This window comes from Micromonospora sp. DT229, assembly GCF_049844505.1.
Taxonomy (GTDB): Bacteria; Actinomycetota; Actinomycetes; order Mycobacteriales; family Micromonosporaceae; genus Micromonospora.
In genome coordinates this window covers 281,188-297,718 of record NZ_JBNCLD010000004.1, presented here as the reverse complement: position 1 = coordinate 297,718, position 16,531 = coordinate 281,188, and the positions used below count along the sequence as shown (strand labels likewise).

General features: G+C 69.8%; 15 protein-coding genes and 1 tRNA gene. 13 read left to right on the top strand and 3 right to left on the bottom strand.

All coding sequences use genetic code 11. The features are described from left to right. Positions 1–117 precede the first annotated feature (117 nt). Positions 118–1,920, top strand: coding sequence for a methionine--tRNA ligase (metG, locus tag ACLQ2T_RS08785; RefSeq protein WP_425765484.1), 1,803 nt, complete (start codon positions 118–120; stop codon positions 1,918–1,920). Between the two features lie 54 nt (positions 1,921–1,974). On the opposite strand, the gene ACLQ2T_RS08780 is transcribed toward metG, so the two are convergent. After that, a complete protein-coding gene (locus ACLQ2T_RS08780; RefSeq protein ID WP_425765483.1) occupies positions 1,975–2,826 on the bottom strand; it encodes an alpha/beta fold hydrolase in 852 nt (283 codons plus the stop codon). 131 nt (positions 2,827–2,957) lie between these two features. On the opposite strand from ACLQ2T_RS08780, the gene ACLQ2T_RS08775 reads away from it, so the two are divergent. The 6 genes from ACLQ2T_RS08775 to ACLQ2T_RS08750 all read left to right on the top strand — a co-directional run bounded on the left by ACLQ2T_RS08775 (position 2,958) and on the right by ACLQ2T_RS08750 (position 9,269). Beyond that, a complete protein-coding gene (locus tag ACLQ2T_RS08775) occupies positions 2,958–3,851 on the top strand; it encodes a TatD family hydrolase (RefSeq protein WP_425765482.1) in 894 nt (297 codons plus the stop codon). A gap of 70 nt (positions 3,852–3,921) precedes the next feature. After that, a complete protein-coding gene (rsmA, locus tag ACLQ2T_RS08770) occupies positions 3,922–4,785 on the top strand; it encodes a 16S rRNA (adenine(1518)-N(6)/adenine(1519)-N(6))-dimethyltransferase RsmA (RefSeq protein WP_425765481.1) in 864 nt (287 codons plus the stop codon). 103 nt (positions 4,786–4,888) lie between these two features. Next, on the top strand, positions 4,889–5,836 hold the full coding sequence (locus ACLQ2T_RS08765) for a 4-(cytidine 5'-diphospho)-2-C-methyl-D-erythritol kinase (RefSeq protein WP_425765480.1): 948 nt from the start codon (positions 4,889–4,891) through the stop codon (positions 5,834–5,836). A 213-nt stretch (positions 5,837–6,049) separates the two neighbouring features. Continuing rightward, complete coding sequence (locus ACLQ2T_RS08760) at positions 6,050–7,849, top strand: ABC-F family ATP-binding cassette domain-containing protein (RefSeq protein WP_425765479.1); 1,800 nt, start codon at positions 6,050–6,052, stop codon at positions 7,847–7,849. Between the two features lie 136 nt (positions 7,850–7,985). Then, positions 7,986–8,441 (top strand): DUF4383 domain-containing protein, encoded by a 456-nt coding sequence (locus ACLQ2T_RS08755; protein ID WP_425765478.1) that lies wholly within the window; start codon positions 7,986–7,988, stop codon positions 8,439–8,441. Between the two features lie 354 nt (positions 8,442–8,795). Beyond that, positions 8,796–9,269, top strand: a complete 474-nt coding sequence (locus tag ACLQ2T_RS08750; RefSeq protein ID WP_425765477.1) for a DUF4383 domain-containing protein — start codon at positions 8,796–8,798, stop codon at positions 9,267–9,269. A gap of 24 nt (positions 9,270–9,293) precedes the next feature. Here the strand turns inward: ACLQ2T_RS08750 and ACLQ2T_RS08745 are convergent, their stop codons facing one another. Both ACLQ2T_RS08745 and ACLQ2T_RS08740 read right to left on the bottom strand, forming a co-directional pair. Beyond that, a complete protein-coding gene (locus tag ACLQ2T_RS08745; RefSeq protein WP_425765476.1) occupies positions 9,294–9,977 on the bottom strand; it encodes a TetR family transcriptional regulator in 684 nt (227 codons plus the stop codon). Positions 9,978–10,090: 113 nt separating this feature from the next. Beyond that, positions 10,091–11,044, bottom strand: coding sequence for an acyl-CoA desaturase (locus tag ACLQ2T_RS08740; protein ID WP_425765475.1), 954 nt, complete (start codon positions 11,042–11,044; stop codon positions 10,091–10,093). A 96-nt stretch (positions 11,045–11,140) separates the two neighbouring features. Here ACLQ2T_RS08740 and ACLQ2T_RS08735 point away from each other — a divergent pair, with 96 nt between their 5' ends. The 6 genes from ACLQ2T_RS08735 to pth all read left to right on the top strand — a co-directional run bounded on the left by ACLQ2T_RS08735 (position 11,141) and on the right by pth (position 16,506). After that, positions 11,141–12,103, top strand: a complete 963-nt coding sequence (locus tag ACLQ2T_RS08735) for a helix-turn-helix domain-containing protein (protein ID WP_425765596.1) — start codon at positions 11,141–11,143, stop codon at positions 12,101–12,103. Beyond that, positions 12,060–12,131 (top strand) — tRNA-Gln (locus ACLQ2T_RS08730). Before ACLQ2T_RS08735 ends, ACLQ2T_RS08730 begins: the two co-directional genes overlap by 44 nt. Positions 12,132–12,233: 102 nt before the next feature. Then, the gene (gene glmU, locus ACLQ2T_RS08725) at positions 12,234–13,760 is read left to right on the top strand and encodes a bifunctional UDP-N-acetylglucosamine diphosphorylase/glucosamine-1-phosphate N-acetyltransferase GlmU (protein WP_425765474.1); all 1,527 of its coding nucleotides are present in this window, start codon (positions 12,234–12,236) and stop codon (positions 13,758–13,760) included. 63 nt (positions 13,761–13,823) lie between these two features. After that, the gene (locus tag ACLQ2T_RS08720; RefSeq protein ID WP_013731491.1) at positions 13,824–14,804 is read left to right on the top strand and encodes a ribose-phosphate diphosphokinase; all 981 of its coding nucleotides are present in this window, start codon (positions 13,824–13,826) and stop codon (positions 14,802–14,804) included. 305 nt (positions 14,805–15,109) lie between these two features. Continuing rightward, a complete protein-coding gene (locus ACLQ2T_RS08715) occupies positions 15,110–15,817 on the top strand; it encodes a 50S ribosomal protein L25/general stress protein Ctc (protein WP_425765473.1) in 708 nt (235 codons plus the stop codon). Positions 15,818–15,915: 98 nt separating this feature from the next. Then, positions 15,916–16,506 carry an aminoacyl-tRNA hydrolase gene (pth, locus tag ACLQ2T_RS08710; RefSeq protein ID WP_425765595.1) on the top strand — a complete coding sequence of 197 codons (591 nt, stop codon included), beginning with the start codon at positions 15,916–15,918 and terminating at the stop codon, positions 16,504–16,506. The last annotated feature ends 25 nt before the right edge of the window (positions 16,507–16,531 follow it).

Genomic DNA, 16,531 nt, shown 5'->3' with positions numbered 1-16,531 from the left:
AGACGGCAGCACAGGCAGCGTGTCGGTGACAAATCGGACACGGGATCGGGGTGGCGCGTCCCCCAGCACCCCTATTGGTTCGCGGACGCCGGTGACGGGTCACTAGGCTTGCTCGGCATGAGTCACGTTCTCGCGGCAGTGGCCTGGCCGTACGCCAACGGCCCCCGCCATATCGGCCACGTCTCCGGTTTCGGCGTTCCCTCCGACGTCTTCGCCCGGTACATGCGGATGGCCGGACACGACGTGCTCATGGTCTCCGGCACGGACGAGCACGGCACCCCGATCCAGGTGCAGGCCGACGCCGAAGGGCTGACTCCGCGGGAGCTGGCCGACCGGTACAACCGGGTGATCGTCGAGGACCTGCACGGCCTCGGCCTCTCCTACGACCTGTTCACCCGCACCACCACCGGCAACCACTACGCCGTGGTGCAGGAGTTGTTCGAGGGGATGTACCGCAACGGCTACATCGTCCCGAAGACCACCATGGGGGCGATCTCCCCCTCCACCGGCCGCACCCTGCCCGACCGGTACATCGAGGGCACCTGCCCGATCTGCGGGTACGACAGCGCCCGCGGCGACCAGTGCGACAACTGCGGCAACCAGCTCGACCCGATCGACCTGATCAACCCCAAGTCGAAGATCAACGGGGAGACCCCCAAGTTCGTCGAGACCGAGCACTTCTTCCTCGACCTGCCCGCCCTGGCCGAGGTGCTCCGCCAGTGGCTGGACACCCGGGAGGGGTGGCGCCCCAACGTGCTGCGGTTCTCCCGCAACCTGCTGGACGACCTCCAGCCCCGGGCCATCACCCGCGACCTGGAATGGGGGGTGCCGATCCCGCTGGACGGCTGGCGGGAGCGCACCGACAAGCGGATCTACGTCTGGTTCGACGCGGTGATCGGCTACCTCTCCGCCTCCATCGAGTGGGCCCGCCGCTGCGGCGACCCGGAAGCCTGGCGCAGGTGGTGGTCCACCGACGGGGCCGGGAAGGACGCCCAGGCGTACTACTTCATGGGCAAGGACAACATCGTCTTCCACTCGGTGATCTGGCCGGCCCTGCTCGCCGGCTACTCCGGCGAGGGCAGCCGCGACGGCGAGCCGGGGCAGTTGGGGCGGCTCAACCTGCCCACCGAGGTGGTCTCCAGCGAGTTCCTGACCATGGAGGGGCGCAAGTTCTCCTCCTCCCGTCGGGTCGTCATCTACGTCCGGGACTTCCTGGAGCGCTACGACGCCGACGCGCTGCGCTACTTCATCGCGGTGGCCGGCCCGGAGAGCAACGACACCGACTTCACCTGGGCCGAGTTCCTCCGCCGCAACAACGACGAACTCGTCGCCGGCTGGGGCAACCTGGTCAACCGGTCGATCTCCATGGCGGCGAAGAACTTCGGCCAGATCCCGGCGGTCGACCCGAACGGGCTGACCGAGGCCGACGAGGCGCTGCTCGCGGTGGCCCGCGCCGGGTTCACCACCGTGGGGGACCTGATCGCCCGGCACCGGCAGAAGCAGGCCATCGGTGAGGCGATGAAGGTGGTCGCCGAGGCCAACAGGTACCTCTCCGATCAGGCACCCTGGAAGCTCAAGGACGAGGCGGACAAGCCCCGGATGGGCACCATCCTGCATGTCGCCCTGCAAGTGGTCAGCGACGCCAACACGCTGCTCACCCCGTTCCTGCCGCACTCCGCGCAGCAGGTCCACGAACTGCTCGGCGGCACCGGGGTGCACGCCCCGATGCCGGTCATCGAGCAGGTCGAGGACCTCGACGGCGGGCCCGCGTACCCGGTGTTGACCGGGGACTACCGGCAGGGTGCGCGCTGGGAGTCCGTACCCCTTGAGGTGGGTCGGCCCCTCGCGGCGCCCAAGCCGGTCTTCCGCAAGCTGGACCCCTCGATCGTGGACGAGGAACTGGCCCGGCTCGGCGGCTGAGCTGCGTGACGGGCGCGACCCCCGCACCGGGGCCGCGCCCGTCGTCCGGGCCGGTCAGGCCCGGGCCCGCACGGGCGATCCGATGAACTCCATGATCGCCTGGAGTACCTGGTCGGCGTTGGTCCACGGGGTGCCGTGCGGGGCGCCCTTGAGGGTGACCAGCCGGCTGTCCGACAGCATCGGCTGCAACCGCTGACCGGTCTTGGGGTACGGCAACACCCGGTCCTGGTCGCCCTGGACGATCAGCACGGGCACGTCGATCCGGGACACGTCGCTGCGGAAATCCGTGCCCCAGGAGTCCACGCAGTCGTGGGTGCCGATCGCCGAGGCCCGGGCACCGATGTCCCAGTGCGCCCGGTACGCCTCATCGCTGACCAGAGTGCCCCGGTTCTCGGCGTAGTTGAAGAAGTCGTTGCAGAACTGGGTCAGGTAGGCGAAACGGTCGTCGATGATCGCCTGCTTGAACTCCTCCAGCAGGCTGGGGTCGACCCCCTCCGGATTGTCCGGCGCCTTCGTCAGGTACGGCGCCAAGGGCGCCAGCAGAACCGCCCGATCCACCCGGTCCGAGCCGTACGCGCCCAGGTAGCGGGTCACCTCCCCGGTGCCCATCGAGTGGCCGACGAGGATCGCGTTATGCAGGTCCAACTCCGTCATCAGGATGTCGAAGTCGGCCGTGAAGGTGTCGTAGTCGTACCCGAACGACGGCTGGGCCGAGTTGCCGAACCCGCGCCGATCGTAGGTGATCACCCGATATCCGGCCGAGAGCAGTGGCCCGGAGATCTTCTCCCAGGTCGATCCGCTGAACGGGAACCCGTGGATCAGCACGATCGGCTGACCGGACCCGTGATCCTCGTAGTACAGATCGATCGGTGCGGAGTTTTCCGTACCGACGGTGATGAAGGGCATCTCCACTCCTAGGGGGTCAGGATGACGCGGTCGCTCGCGCATTCCCGTCCCACCGACCGATATGCGCGGGCCCCCGACCCCGCTGCGGGTGAACGCCCGGGTGGGGCAAGGGCGGAGCACCGGGATGTGTGATGCTGTCGCTGATGACCGAGTCCCGCAGCCAGCGCGCGGCGCGCCGCGCCGGTGAGTTCCCGCCCGCACCCGAACCGTTGCCCCGGCCGGTGCTCGACAGCCACACCCACCTGGACATCACCGTCAGCGAGGTAGGGGTGCCAGGTGCCGCTGACGCCGCCGACCCGGTCGCCGCGGCGATCGAGGTCGCCGCCGCGGTGGGCGTCGACCGGCTGGTCCAGGTCGGCGTCGATGTCGCCTCCTCCCGATGGGGCGCCGAGGTGGCCGACCGGCACCCCGCCGTGCTGGCCACGGTGGCGCTGCACCCCAACGAGGCACCCCGGCTGGCCGACCTCGACGCCGCGCTGCGGGAGATCGAGTCGCTGGCCGCCCGGGACCGGGTACGCGGCATCGGCGAGACCGGGATGGACCGCTACCGCACCGGCGACGAGGGACGGGCCGCCCAGGAGGAGAGCTTCCGGGCCCACATCGCCATCGCCAAGCGGTACGGCAAGACCCTGGTCATCCACGACCGGGAGGCCCACGACGAGGTGCTGCGCATCCTCGACGACGAGGGCGCCCCGGACACCGTGGTGATGCACTGCTTCTCCGGTGACGCCCAGTTCGCCGCCGAATGTGTCCGCCGGGGATTTCTGCTCAGCTTCGCCGGGACGGTCACCTTCGCCAGCGCCGCCCCGCTACGCGAAGCCGCCGCGCTGACCCCGCTGGACCAGATCCTGGTCGAGACGGATGCGCCGTACCTCACCCCGACGCCGTACCGGGGACGACCGAACGCGTCATACCTCATCCCGCTGACCGTGCGGGCCCTGGCCGCCACCACCGGTGCCGACCTCGACGACCTGTGCGCCGCGATCTCCGCCACCGGTGAGCGAGCCTTCGGCCCCTGGCACTGATCGTCCACCGCGCGTGCTCCCGCACGAGGCGCTGATAAGGGGCCCTTCCCTACCCGTAGGCTGTCGGGCTATGGCCGCAGACCTGCTCGGACCGGCGCAGATCCGGGAACTCGCCGCCCGGCTCGGTGTCGCCCCCACCAAGCGGCTCGGGCAGAACTTCGTGCACGACCCGAACACCGTGCGCCGGATCGTCGCCGCCGCCGGGCTCACCGCCGAGGACGTGGCGTTGGAGGTCGGGCCAGGGCTCGGCTCGCTGACCCTGGGCCTGCTGCCCGCCACCGCCCACGTACACGCCGTGGAGATCGACTCGACCCTGGCCGCGGCGCTGCCGGACACCGCCGCCCGGCACGCCGGACCGTACGCCACCCGGCTCACCGTGCACCACGCCGACGCGCTGCGGATCACCGACGCCGAACTGACCGACCCGGCCCCGACGGCCCTGGTGGCCAACCTGCCCTACAACGTGGCGGTGCCGGTGGTGCTGCACCTGCTGGCCGTGCTGCCCAGCCTCCGGCACGGACTGGTCATGGTGCAGAAGGAGGTCGCTGACCGGCTCGTCGCCGGTCCCGGCTCGAAGGTGTACGGCATCCCGTCGGTCAAACTCGCCTGGTACGCCCACGCCCGCGCCGCCGGGAAGGTGCCACCGAACGTGTTCTGGCCGGTACCCAATGTCGACTCCGGTCTGGTCGCCTTCACCCGCCGCGAACCACCCCGCACCGACGTACCCCGGGAGCGGGTCTTCGCCGTGGTGGACGCCGCGTTCGCCCAACGTCGCAAGACCCTGCGGGCCGCCCTGTCCGGCTGGGCCGGGGGTGCGGACCGGGCCGCCGCGGCGCTCACCGCCGCCGGGGTGGACCCCGGCGCCCGAGGGGAATCCCTCACGGTCGAACAGTTCGCCGCGGTGGCCGCGTCGGCCCAGAGCGGTACCTCCTGAGCCCAGTAGGCTGACGCCGACGCGGGACCGGCCGCCTGACAACCGCCGAGGAGCTGATCGTGGAGAAGTCGTTCGTGCCGTCGTACGGGCGGGGTGGCACCCGGTGACCGAGGCCTGGCGACCGGAGGACGACGAGCGGCGCGGGGCCAGCGGGCCGGTGAAGGTGCGGGTGCCCGCCAAGGTCAACCTGCACCTGGGGGTGGGCCCGCTACGCCGGGACGGCTACCACGAACTGAACACCGTCTACCACGCGATCTCGATCTACGACGAGCTGACTGCCCGACGGGGCGACACCCTGACCCTGACCATGGAGGGGGAGGGCACCGGTGAACTGGCCCTGGACGACTCCAACCTGGTCATCCGGGCCGCCCACGCCCTGGCCGGGTACGCCGGGGTGATGCCCCACGCACGACTGCACCTGCGCAAGCAGATCCCCCTGGCCGGTGGCCTGGCCGGTGGCAGCGCGGACGCCGCCGCCACCCTGGTCGCCTGCGACGCTCTCTGGGGCACCGGCCTGTCCCGCGACGAACTGGCCGGCATCGCCGCCGACCTCGGCTCGGACGTGCCCTTCCTGATCCACGGCGGCACTGCCCTCGGCACCGGCCGGGGCGAGGCGATCAGCCCCGTCCTGGCCCGGCCCACCTCCTGGCACTGGGTGGTCGCCATCGCCGACGGCGGCCTGTCCACCCCGCAGGCGTACCGCGAACTCGACCGGCTGCGCGAGGCCGGGGCGGCAGGACCGGCACTGGGCAGTACGGACGCTCTGCTGGGCGCACTGCGCCAGCGCGATCCCCGGGTGCTCGCCGGCGCCCTCGGCAACGACCTTCAGGACGCCGCGCTGTCCCTGCGACCATCCCTGGCGGCCACCCTGAAGGCCGGGGAGGCGGCCGGTGCCCTGGCCGGCATCGTCTCCGGCTCCGGCCCCACCTGCGTCTTCCTGGCCCTCGACGCCGCCGACGCGCAACGGATCGCCGTCGAACTGACCGCCGCCGAGGTGTGCCGGCAGGTCCGCACCGCCCACGGCCCGGTCCACGGCGCCCGCATCACCTGACCTGGGCTCGGGCCCCTGCCAGATCGCGCTCGATCCGGGATCGAGTGGTCTCGACCTCGCTAGGAGGCCACTCGATCCCGCAACGGGCGCGATCATCGGGTGCCGGCCAGAGACGGCCGTGGGCGGGGGCGGTGGCGTCCCGCGTACCCTGAGAGTCAGGCGTCCCCAGGTGCCCGCCGGCACCGGGACGCCTTGATCATGGAAGGTGGGTTCGTGGCCAACATCGTCAACCTGGACCGGGTGTCCAAGGGCTACGGCGCTGCCGGGCCACTGCTCACCAACGTCTCGCTCGGCCTCGAGGACGCCGACCGGATCGGTGTGGTCGGGCTCAACGGCGCCGGCAAGTCGACCCTGCTGCGACTGCTCATCCGCGCCGAGGAACCGGACGACGGCCGGGTCACCCACCGCCGCGACCTGCGGGTCGCCTGGCTGCCCCAGAACCTCACCCTCAGCCCCGAGGCCACCGTCCGCGACGTCGTACTCGGCACCGAATGGCTCGCCGAGAGCATGGGTGCCGAACACGAATGGGCCGGTGACGCCGGCGTACGCGCCATCCTCGACGGGCTCGGCATGCCGTACCTCGGCCTCGACACCCCCGTCGGACCGATGTCCGGCGGCGAACGCCGCCGGGTCGCGCTGGCCGCTCTGCTGGTCCGCGAAGCCGACCTGCTCATCCTCGACGAGCCCACCAACCACCTCGACGTCGGCGGCGTCGACTGGCTGGCCCGACACCTGCTCGGCCGCAAGGGCGCCCTCGTCGTGGTCACCCACGACCGCTGGTTCCTCGACGCGGTCTGCACCACCACCTGGGAGGTGGCCGACCAGACCGTCCGCGCCTACGAGGGCGGGTATGCGGCCTGGACCCTGGCCCGCGTCGAACGCGAACGGGTGGCCGCCGCCACCGAGGCCCGCCGGCAGAACCTGCTCCGTAAGGAGATCGCCTGGCTGCGCCGAGGCGCACCCGCCCGAACCTCCAAGCCGAAGTTCCGCATCGACGCGGCCAACGCCCTCATCGCCGACGTGCCACCCCCGCGCGACACCACCTCCCTGCAACGCCTTGCCACCGCCCGGCTCGGCAAGCAGGTGTACGACCTGGAGCACGTCCGGCTGCACGCCGGTCCCAAGAGCATCCTCGAAGACGCCACCTGGCAGGTGGGACCCGGCGACCGGGTCGCCATCCTCGGCGCCAACGGCGCCGGCAAAACCACCCTGCTGCGGATGCTCGCCGGCATCACCCGCCCCGACGGCGGACGGCTGGTCACCGGCTCCACGGTGCGACCCGCCTTCCTCTCCCAGGAACTGCGGGAACTCCCCAGCGAACTGCGCGTTCTGGAAGCCGTCGAGGAGATCGCCCGCCGGGTACGTCTCGGTGACCGGGAGATCTCCGCCGCCCAACTCGCCGAGGTCTTCGGCTTCGACGACCGGCGGCTCTGGACCCCGGTCGGCGACCTGTCCGGTGGTGAACGCCGCCGGTTGCAGATGCTGCGCCTGCTCGCCGGAGAACCCAACGTGCTGCTGCTCGACGAGCCCACGAACGACCTCGACACCGACACCCTCGCCGCCCTGGAGGACCTGCTCGACTCCTGGCCCGGCACCATCGTGGTGGCCAGCCACGACCGCTACCTCATCGAGCGGGTGGCCGACACGGCGTACGGGATGTTCGGCGACGGACGGCTGGTACACCTGCCCGGCGGGGTGGAGGAGTACCTCAGCCGAGCCGCAGACCAGGGCCGCCCCGGGACCGCCCCGGCCGCGCCGACCCCTGCTTCCGCCGCCAGCACCGCGATGAGCGCCGCCGAGGCCCGGCAGGCCCGCAAGGAACTGACCCGACTGGAACGGCAGGTCGGCAAGCTGGAGCAGAAGGAAGCCACTCTGCTGGACCAGCTCGCCACCCACGCCACCGACTACGCCAAGGTCGCCGAACTGGACGCCCAACTGCACCAGGTACGCGCGGAACGGGAAGAGATCGAGATGGCCTGGCTCGCCCTGGCCGAGGAGATCCCGGCCGGCTGAGCGACCCGTCGACCCCGCCCGAGGACCGGACGACCGGCGGCGTCGCCATCTGCCGGGGACCCCGTGTGCGGCGTCACACCACAGGGTGCGGGAGAATCGCCGAAGACCCTGACCCAACGGCCTTGGAGACACAGAAATGGCCCACACCCCCGTCAACCACCCCGCGCGGCCGATCTACCGGGCGATCGGCGGGCTGATCGGTCTGTACCTGGTGATCTTCGGTGTGCTCGGCTTCTTCGCCAGCGCAGGCGACCCGTTCTTCGGGCAGGGCGACACCCGGGTGCTCGGGCAGGGGACCAACCTCGGCCTCTCGCTGCTGAGCCTCATCTTCGGCGCCGCCGTGCTGGCCGGGACCGCGATCGGCCGCAACCTGGACGTGCTGATCAACCAGTGGAGCGCGTACCTGATCATGGTGGTCAGCCTGGGCGGGTTGGCCTTCATCCGCACCGAGGCGAACATCTTCAACTTCAGCGTGGCCACCGTCGTCGTGCTGATGCTCCTCAGCCTGACCCTGCTGATGGCCGGCATGTACAGCAAGGTGGGTACGGACGAGGAGCACGAGGCGTGGCAGAAGGCTCGGCTCGTGCTCTGAGGCTGGTTCCTGGCTTCGGGTTCGCTGGGGCCTGATCCGGGTCCGGGGTTCGCTTGGGGTTTGCCCTTGTTGCGGTGGGGTTTCGCCGGAGCCCGACCCGCTCCGGGCGGTCAGGCTTGATCCCTGCGCGGGTCGGGCTCCGGCGAAACCCGTCGTGGTTGCGGGTTGTCGTTGCCGCGCGGGCCGTGGGTGGGTGGTCTTGGTGGTGGGGTTTGCTGGGGCCTGCGGGTGAGGGCTGTTCGGTGGTGTGGTCTTGGGTGGGGTGTTGATGGGGCGGGGCTGGGGGAATGGCTGACGGGGGTGGGGTGGGAGAGGGACAATTGTCGGAATTGTTCCTGGTGGCCTGGAGGGCCGATGCACATTCCCATCAACCACCCGGCGCGGCCGTTCTACCGGGTGCTGTCCGGCTTGGTCGGGCTCTACATCCTGGCCTTCGGGGTCTGGGGTACCGCCTCGACCTGGGGTGAACCGCTGTTCGCCCGGGACAGCACCTGGGCGCTGGGACTGCGGACCAACCTGGCCTTCGCGCTCGTCTCGGTGATCTTCGGAGTCGTGCTCATCGTCGGGGCCTCCCGACGCGGCAACCTGGGTCACTACATGAACCTGACCGCCGGAGCCGTCTTCCTGATCACCGGTCTGCTGATGATGTCCTTCCTGCAGACCCCCGCCAACTTCCTGAACTTCTCGATGTCGACAGTGGTCGTGTCGCTGCTCTTCGGCCTGATCCTGCTCGGCACCGGGCTCTACGACAAGGTGGGGCCGCCCGAGCACGCCGAGGCCGAACGCAACCGCCGCTACCACCCGGTCGCCGAGAGCCACCGCCACTGACCGCGCTGCGCGGTACGGCGGTGATCAGCGACCAGCGCTGATCAACCCTGGTTTCGCCTCCAGGTGCGACAAGCCGTTCCAGGACAGGTTGACCAGGTGCGCCGCCACCGTCTCCTTGCGCGGCTTACGCACCTCCAACCACCAACGGCCGGTCAACGCGACCATGCCCACCAGCGCCTGCGCGTACAGCTCCGCGAGCTTCGGGTCGTAGCCCCGGCTGGAGAACTCCGCACCCAGGATGTGCTCCACCTGATGCGCCACATCGTTCATCACACTGCTGAAGTTGCCGGTCGCGGAGAGCACCGGCGACTCGCGTACCAGCACCCGGAACCCGCTCGTCTCCTCCTCGATGTAGCCGAGCAGGGCCAACGCCGCCTGCTCCAGCAACTCGCGCGGATTGCCGGCGGTCAGCGCCGTGGTGATCCGGTCCAGCAGAGACCGGACCTCCCGGTCCACCACCACCGCGTAGAGCCCTTCCTTGCCACCGAAGTGCTCGTAGACCACCGGCTTGGACACCTTGGCGCGCGACGCCACCTCCTCGATGGAGGTGGCGTCGAAACCCCGCTCGGCGAAGATCTGCCGACCGATAGCGATCAGTTGTTCGCGTCGTTGCGCGGCCGACATGCGTATCCGCGAGGTCGGCTTGGTCGACGCGGCGCGCACCGTACGCCGCCGCTTGTCGCTCTCCCCGCTGGGAACCTCGGCCATCTCGTCACCTCGTTGGCGCTCGGTGACGCCCTGTTGGGGAATGCTTCCTGTCTTCTGCCCGGTCACCCGAACATACTGTCAGGTAACTTTCTGCTGGCGGGTCGGCTCGCCCGCTAGGCCGACTGGTCCGCCGGCTTGGCCAACTTCGCCGCCAGCCGCTCCGGCTTCGGCCACCGCACATCCCACGCCGCGCCGACCTTCTCGAACAGCCAGATGACCCGGGCCGAGATGTCGATCTGCCCCTTCAGCACCCCGTGCCGGGCGCTCGTCGGATCGGCGTGATGCAGGTTGTGCCAACTCTCCCCGAAGGACACGATGGCCAACGGCCAGAAGTTCGACGCCCGGTCACCGTGGCGCATCATGAACGGCCGTTCCCCGTACACATGGCACACCGAGTTGATCGACCAGGTGACGTGGTGCAGCAGGGAGATGCGGACCAGGCCACCCCAGAACAACGCGGTCAACGCACCCTGCCAGGACCAGGTCAGCAACCCACCCATCAGCGCCGGACCGAGCACCGAGACGATCACCAGCACGGGGAAGAGTTCACCGACCCGCCGAATGTCCCGATCGTTGAGCAGATCCGGGGCGAAACGCTCCCGGTTGGACAGCTCACGGCCGAACAGCCAGCCGACATGGGCGTGGAACAGCCCTTTGGTCAGGCCCCACACCGTGGTGCCGAACCGCCACGGCGAGTGCGGGTCACCCTCCAGATCGGAGAAGGCGTGGTGGCGACGATGGTCGGCCACCCACTGGATGATGTCGCCCTGCACGGCGAGGGAACCGGAACCGGCCAGGCCCACCCGCAGCCACCGCTTCGCCTTGAACGAGCCGTGGGTGAAGTACCGGTGGTAGCCCACCGTGATGCCCAGGCCGGACACGACGTACCAGAAGCCGGCGACACCCACGTCGACCCAGCTGAGCCAACCACCCCAGGCCACCGGTACGGCGGCGATCAGTGCGAGGAAGGGAATCACCACGAAGGCCCACAGTGCGATGAGGATCCCGCGCGACTGGGCACCCTGGGTGAGCGGTTTCGGGCCGGAGTCGAGTAGGGCAGTGGACATGGCACCTCACACAGGTACGGCGCAAAACGCGAATCTACGGCTACGTCACCGTAACTTACCGGCCCGGTAGATCACATCAGACAGCGACGAGATCCGATGCGAAGGTTGTCCTACCCAGGTCCTAGCCTGCGCCGAATGACCGACCCCCACAGCGACGAGGTGCGCCGCCTGCGCACCGAGGAGCGCCTCTCCGTCCGCGAGATCCGGGCCCGCACCGGCCTTGGCCGCAACCGGGTGTACGAGCTGCTGCGCGGCGTACCGCCGCCGGAGCGGACTCGACGCCCCAACGCCAAGGACGACCTGCGGGCCGAGGCGGTCGCCCTACGCTCGACGGGGCACTCCGTACCGGAGATCGCGCAACGGCTGGGGGTCAGCAGGTCGACGGCGTACCTCTGGGTGCGGCACCTGCCGTTGGCCCGCGATCCGGAGCAGGAGCGGGAACGCCGCCAAGCCCACTCGAAGGCCATGACCGAAGGCCGGTGGGCGACATACCGCCAGGCACGCGATGAGGCCCAAGCGGCTGCGCACGACTCGGCCGCCCGTGCCGTCGGTGAACTCGACGACCGGGACGTTCTGCTGCTCGGTGCGGTCACCTACTGGTGTGAGGGCACCAAGTCCAAGCCCTGGCGCCGAGACGACCATGTGCAGTTCATCAACAGCGATCCGGGACTGCTGTTGCTCTTCCTTAGATTCCTGGAGGTCTGCGGGGTCGACCGCGCCGTGCCGACCTATCGGGTGAGCATCCACGAGACCGCCGACGCCGAGGCGGCCGCCGACTGGTGGGCGGGGAGACTGGCGTTGCCGCGCGACCGTTTCCAGCGAGCAACGCTGAAGAAGCACAAGGCCACCACGGTGCGTCGAAACGTCGGGGACACTTATCGCGGCTGCCTTGTGATCAATGTGCCGGGCAGCCGTGAGCTCTACTGGCGAATTGAGGGTATGATCGCCGGGCTGTTCCAGTCCGTGACGGCACGCTGCGCATCCGTTGATGTGGCGTCACGGGTTGACATGTCAATGGGGTGTGGGGTAACGGCAACCCGCAGGCCTTTGGAGCCTTGAGCTCCTGGTTCGAATCCAGGCACCCCAGCACGGGCGGATGTGCTGCCGATCCTCGTGGCCATGCCGATCGCAAACGGATTGTCTGGTTAGCATGGCCGCGAGACTGTCCGCGTCCGACGGGAGCCACGTCGTGTCCGAGCCCCAACTCCGTACCGTCGTCGTGCTCGCCGCCGGTGAGGGCAAGCGGATGAAGTCCTCCATGCCCAAGGTGTTGCACCCGCTGCTTGGTCGAACGTTGCTCGGGCATGTGTTGAGCGCGGCCGAGCCGCTGGGGGCCCAGCGGACGATGGTGGTGGTGGGGCACGGCGCGGACCAGGTCCGGGCACACCTGGCCGAGGTGGCCCCGGAGGCCACCGCGGTGCATCAGGCCGTGCAGCTCGGCACCGGGCACGCGGTCCGGATCGCGTTGGAGGCGGCGCCGGAGGCGACCGGGACGGTGGTCGTGCTCAACGGTGACGTGCCGCTGCTGCGCCCGGAGACGGTCGCCGCCCTGGTGGCGACGCACGAGGGGGAGCGGGCCGCGGCCACCGTGCTGACCGCCGAGGTGCCGGATCCGACCGGCCTGGGCCGCATCGTGCGGGACTCGGCGGGTCGGCTGGAGCAGATCGTCGAGCAGCGCGACGCCACCGCAGGTCAACTGGCGATCAAGGAGATCAACGCCGGCATCTACGCCTTCGACGTCGGTCGGTTGCGGGACGTGCTGGGCAAGCTCTCCACCGACAACGACCAGGGCGAGGAGTACCTGACCGACGTGTTCGGCCTGCTGGTCTCGGCCGGGGAGCCGGTGGCGGTGCACCGGGCGGCCGACCACACCGAGACCCTGGGCTGCAACGACCGGGTGGAGTTGGCGGGGCTGCGGCGACTGCTGCGGGACCGGGTCAACGAGGGCTGGATGCGCGCCGGGGTGAGCCTGCTCGACCCGGCCACGACCTGGATCGACGTGACGGTGGCCCTGGACCGGGACGCGGTGGTGGACCAGAACACCCAACTGCGGGGCGGTTCGGTGGTCGGCAGTGGTGCGGTGGTGGGTCCGGACGTGACGCTGATCGACACGGTGGTGCACGCCGGCGCGACGGTGCTGCGCAGCCATGCGGTGGGCGCCGAGGTCGGTCCGGGCGCCAGTGTCGGCCCGTACGCCTATCTGCGGCCGGACGCCCGGTTGGCGGAGAAGTCGAAGGTCGGCACCTTCGTCGAGGTGAAGAACTCCGAGGTGGGTGCGGGGGCCAAGGTGCCACACCTGTCGTACGTGGGTGACGCGACGATCGGGGCGCAGGCGAACATCGGCGCGGCGACGATCTTCGTGAACTACGACGGGGTGAAGAAGAGCCGGACCGTGATCGGCGAGGGGGCCTTCGTGGGCTGTGACACGAACCTGATCGCGCCGGTCGAGGTGGGGCCGGGGGCGTACGTGGCGGCGGGCAGTGCGATCACCACGGACGTACCGCCGGGTGCCCTGGGGGTGACCCGGGCGCAGCAGCGCAACATCGGTGGTTGGGTGGCGCGCAACCGGCCCGGGACGGTTTCGGCGGAGGCGGCCGAGCGGGCCTTGCAGGGTGCTCCGTCCCAGGTTCCGCCCGCAAGTGAAGGTGAGGCAATCCACGGTGCTGCCGAGTCGGTGGGAACCGTGACCGAGGCGGGAGATACTGCAACCGAATAGTCCCCGGCCGGCTACCACCTTCAGGCCGGGTACCACCGACCTAAAACGGGAGCAGACGGGCCCATGGGCAGCATCGTCGCCGAAAACCGCAAGAGCCTGATGCTCTTTTCCGGACGTGGCTTTCCGGAGCTGGCCAAGGAGATCGGCGAGGTGCTCGGTGTAGCGCCGACGCCGGCCGACGCGTACGAGTTCGCCAACGGCGAGATCTTCGTACGGTTCAAGGACTCGGTACGTGGTTCGGACGCCTTCGTGGTGCAGTCCGTCACGCACGGGGTGAACACCTGGGTCATGGAGACCCTGATCATGGTTGACGCGTTGAAGCGGGGTTCCGCCAAGCGCATCACCGTGGTTCTGCCGTTCTATCCGTACTCCCGGCAGGACAAGAAGCACCGGGGTCGGGAGCCGATCTCGGCCCGGCTGGTCGCGGATCTGCTGAAGACGGCCGGGGCGAACCGGATCCTCACGGTGGACCTGCACACCGCGCAGATCCAGGGCTTCTTCGACGGGCCGGTGGATCACCTCTTCGCGATGGACATCCTGGCCGAGTACGTGGAGCGCAGGTACGCCGGTCGGCCGATGACGGTGGTCGCCCCGGATTCGGGGCGGGTGCGGGTGGCCGAGCGGTGGACCGACCGCCTCGGTGGCTGCCCGCTGGCGTTCATCCACAAGACCCGGGACCCGCTGAAGCCGAACCAGGTGGTGGCGAACCGGGTGGTCGGTGAGGTCGAGGGTCGGGTCTGTCTGATCGTCGACGACATGATCGACACGGGCGGGACGATCTGCAAGGCCGCGGACATCCTGAAGGAGTCCGGTGCGGCGGATGTGATCGTGGCGTCGACCCACGCCCTGCTCTCCGACCCGGCGACGGAGCGGTTGAAGAACAGCCCGATCAGCGAGGTGGTGGTGACCAACACCCTGCCGCTGCCGCCGGAGAAGCAACTCGACAAGCTGACCGTGCTGTCCATCGCGCCGCTGCTGGCGCGGGCCATTCGTGAGGTGTTCGACGACGGGTCGGTGACGACCCTCTTCGGTGGGCTCAGCTGATCGATAGAATCCGGACGGGTCGGTCGACTCGTCCGGATTCATCCCGGGCCGGTGGCGGCGGAAATGCGCTGCGGGCCGGTCGGTGGCGGTGGTACGGGGACTGCCGGAACTTCGGGATTCTGCTCGGGTAGACTGGTGCGGTTGCCACGGCGAGGGTGCCCTGCGGGCCGCTGAAAAGCGCCGCACGGAGGCACCGTGATCGACGCGGTGCTCCGGGCAGTCTGCTGACGCATGAGCCCTTGCGAGCCCCTCGCCCAGCACCGCCAGACGACAAGCTGCCGCAGCGAAGCATCAGGAGTTTTCCCGTGTCCGAGGTAAAGATCAGCGCCGAGCCCCGTACCGAGTTCGGCAAGGGTGGTGCCCGTCGTACCCGCCGGGCCGGCATGGTGCCCGCCGTGCTGTACGGGCACGGTGAGAAGCCCAAGCACATCGCGCTGCCCGCGCGTGAGTTCGCGGCGGCCATCCGCAAGGGTGGTGCCAACCAGCTCTTCGCGATCGAGGTCAGTGACGGCACGCAGGCCCTGGCCCTGCCGAAGGCGATTCAGCGTGACCCGATCAAGGACACCTTCGAGCACGTCGACCTGCTGCTGGTGCGTCGGGGCGAGAAGGTCACCGTCGAGGTTCCGGTCGAGCTGACCGGTGAGGCCGCGAAGGACACCCTGATCGTGCACGACCACGACACGGTGTCGGTGACCGCCGACGCGACCAAGGTGCCGGATCACCTGGAGGCCTCGATCGAGGGCGCCGAGGCGGGTGTCCAGGTCACCGCCGCGGATGTCGACCTGCCGGCCGGTGTGGAACTGGCCGGCGACCCGGAGCAGACGGTCGCCACGGTGACCGCGGCGCCCACCGCCGAGCAGCTTGAGGCGACCCTGCCCGAGGTCGAGGTGGCCGACGCCGAGGCCGAGGCTGGGGTCGGCGAGGAGGCCGCCGCGTCCTCCGAGGGTGCCGAGGCCGGTGAGCCGGCGGCTGCCGGTGGCGAGGAGACGGCCGAGGCGAAGACCGAGGCCTGATCGGTTCGTAAGCTGTGCGACAGGCGTCCCCGGTTCCGGGGGCGCCTGTCGGCGTATCGGGGTAGCCCTGGCGGGTGCGGATGACGGAGGGACGGGCGGTGACGGAGGAGACCGGGCCGTGGCTGGTGGTCGGGCTGGGCAACCCGGGTCGGCAGTACGCAGGCAACCGGCACAATGTCGGTTTTATGGTGGCCGATCTGTTGGCTGATCGGCTGGGCGCGACCTTCGGCCGGTACAAGCGGGCGATGGCGGACGTGGCCGAGGCGCGGCTGGGCTTCGGTGGGCCGAAGTTGGTGCTGCTCAAACCGTTGACGTACATGAACCTGTCCGGAGGGCCGGTGGCCGGCCTGGCCCAGTTCTTCAAGGTGCCACCGGCTCAGGTGATCGCGGTGCACGACGAGTTGGACATCGAGTACGGCCAGGTGCGGGTGAAGCGGGGCGGGGGCGAGGGCGGGCACAACGGGCTGCGCTCGATGTCGAAGTCGCTGGCCACGAAGGACTACGTGCGGGTGCGGTTCGGCATCGGTCGCCCCCCGGGGCGGCAGGACCCGGCGGACTACGTGCTGTCGGATTTCGGCGCGGCGGAGCGCAAGGAGTTGGAATTCCTGGTGGATCGGGCCGCTGATGTGGTGGAGTCGGTGATCACCAAAGGTGTCGAGCCGACGCAGAATGCTTATCACGGCGCCTGAGGGTTCTTAGGTGGCCGGCCGATAG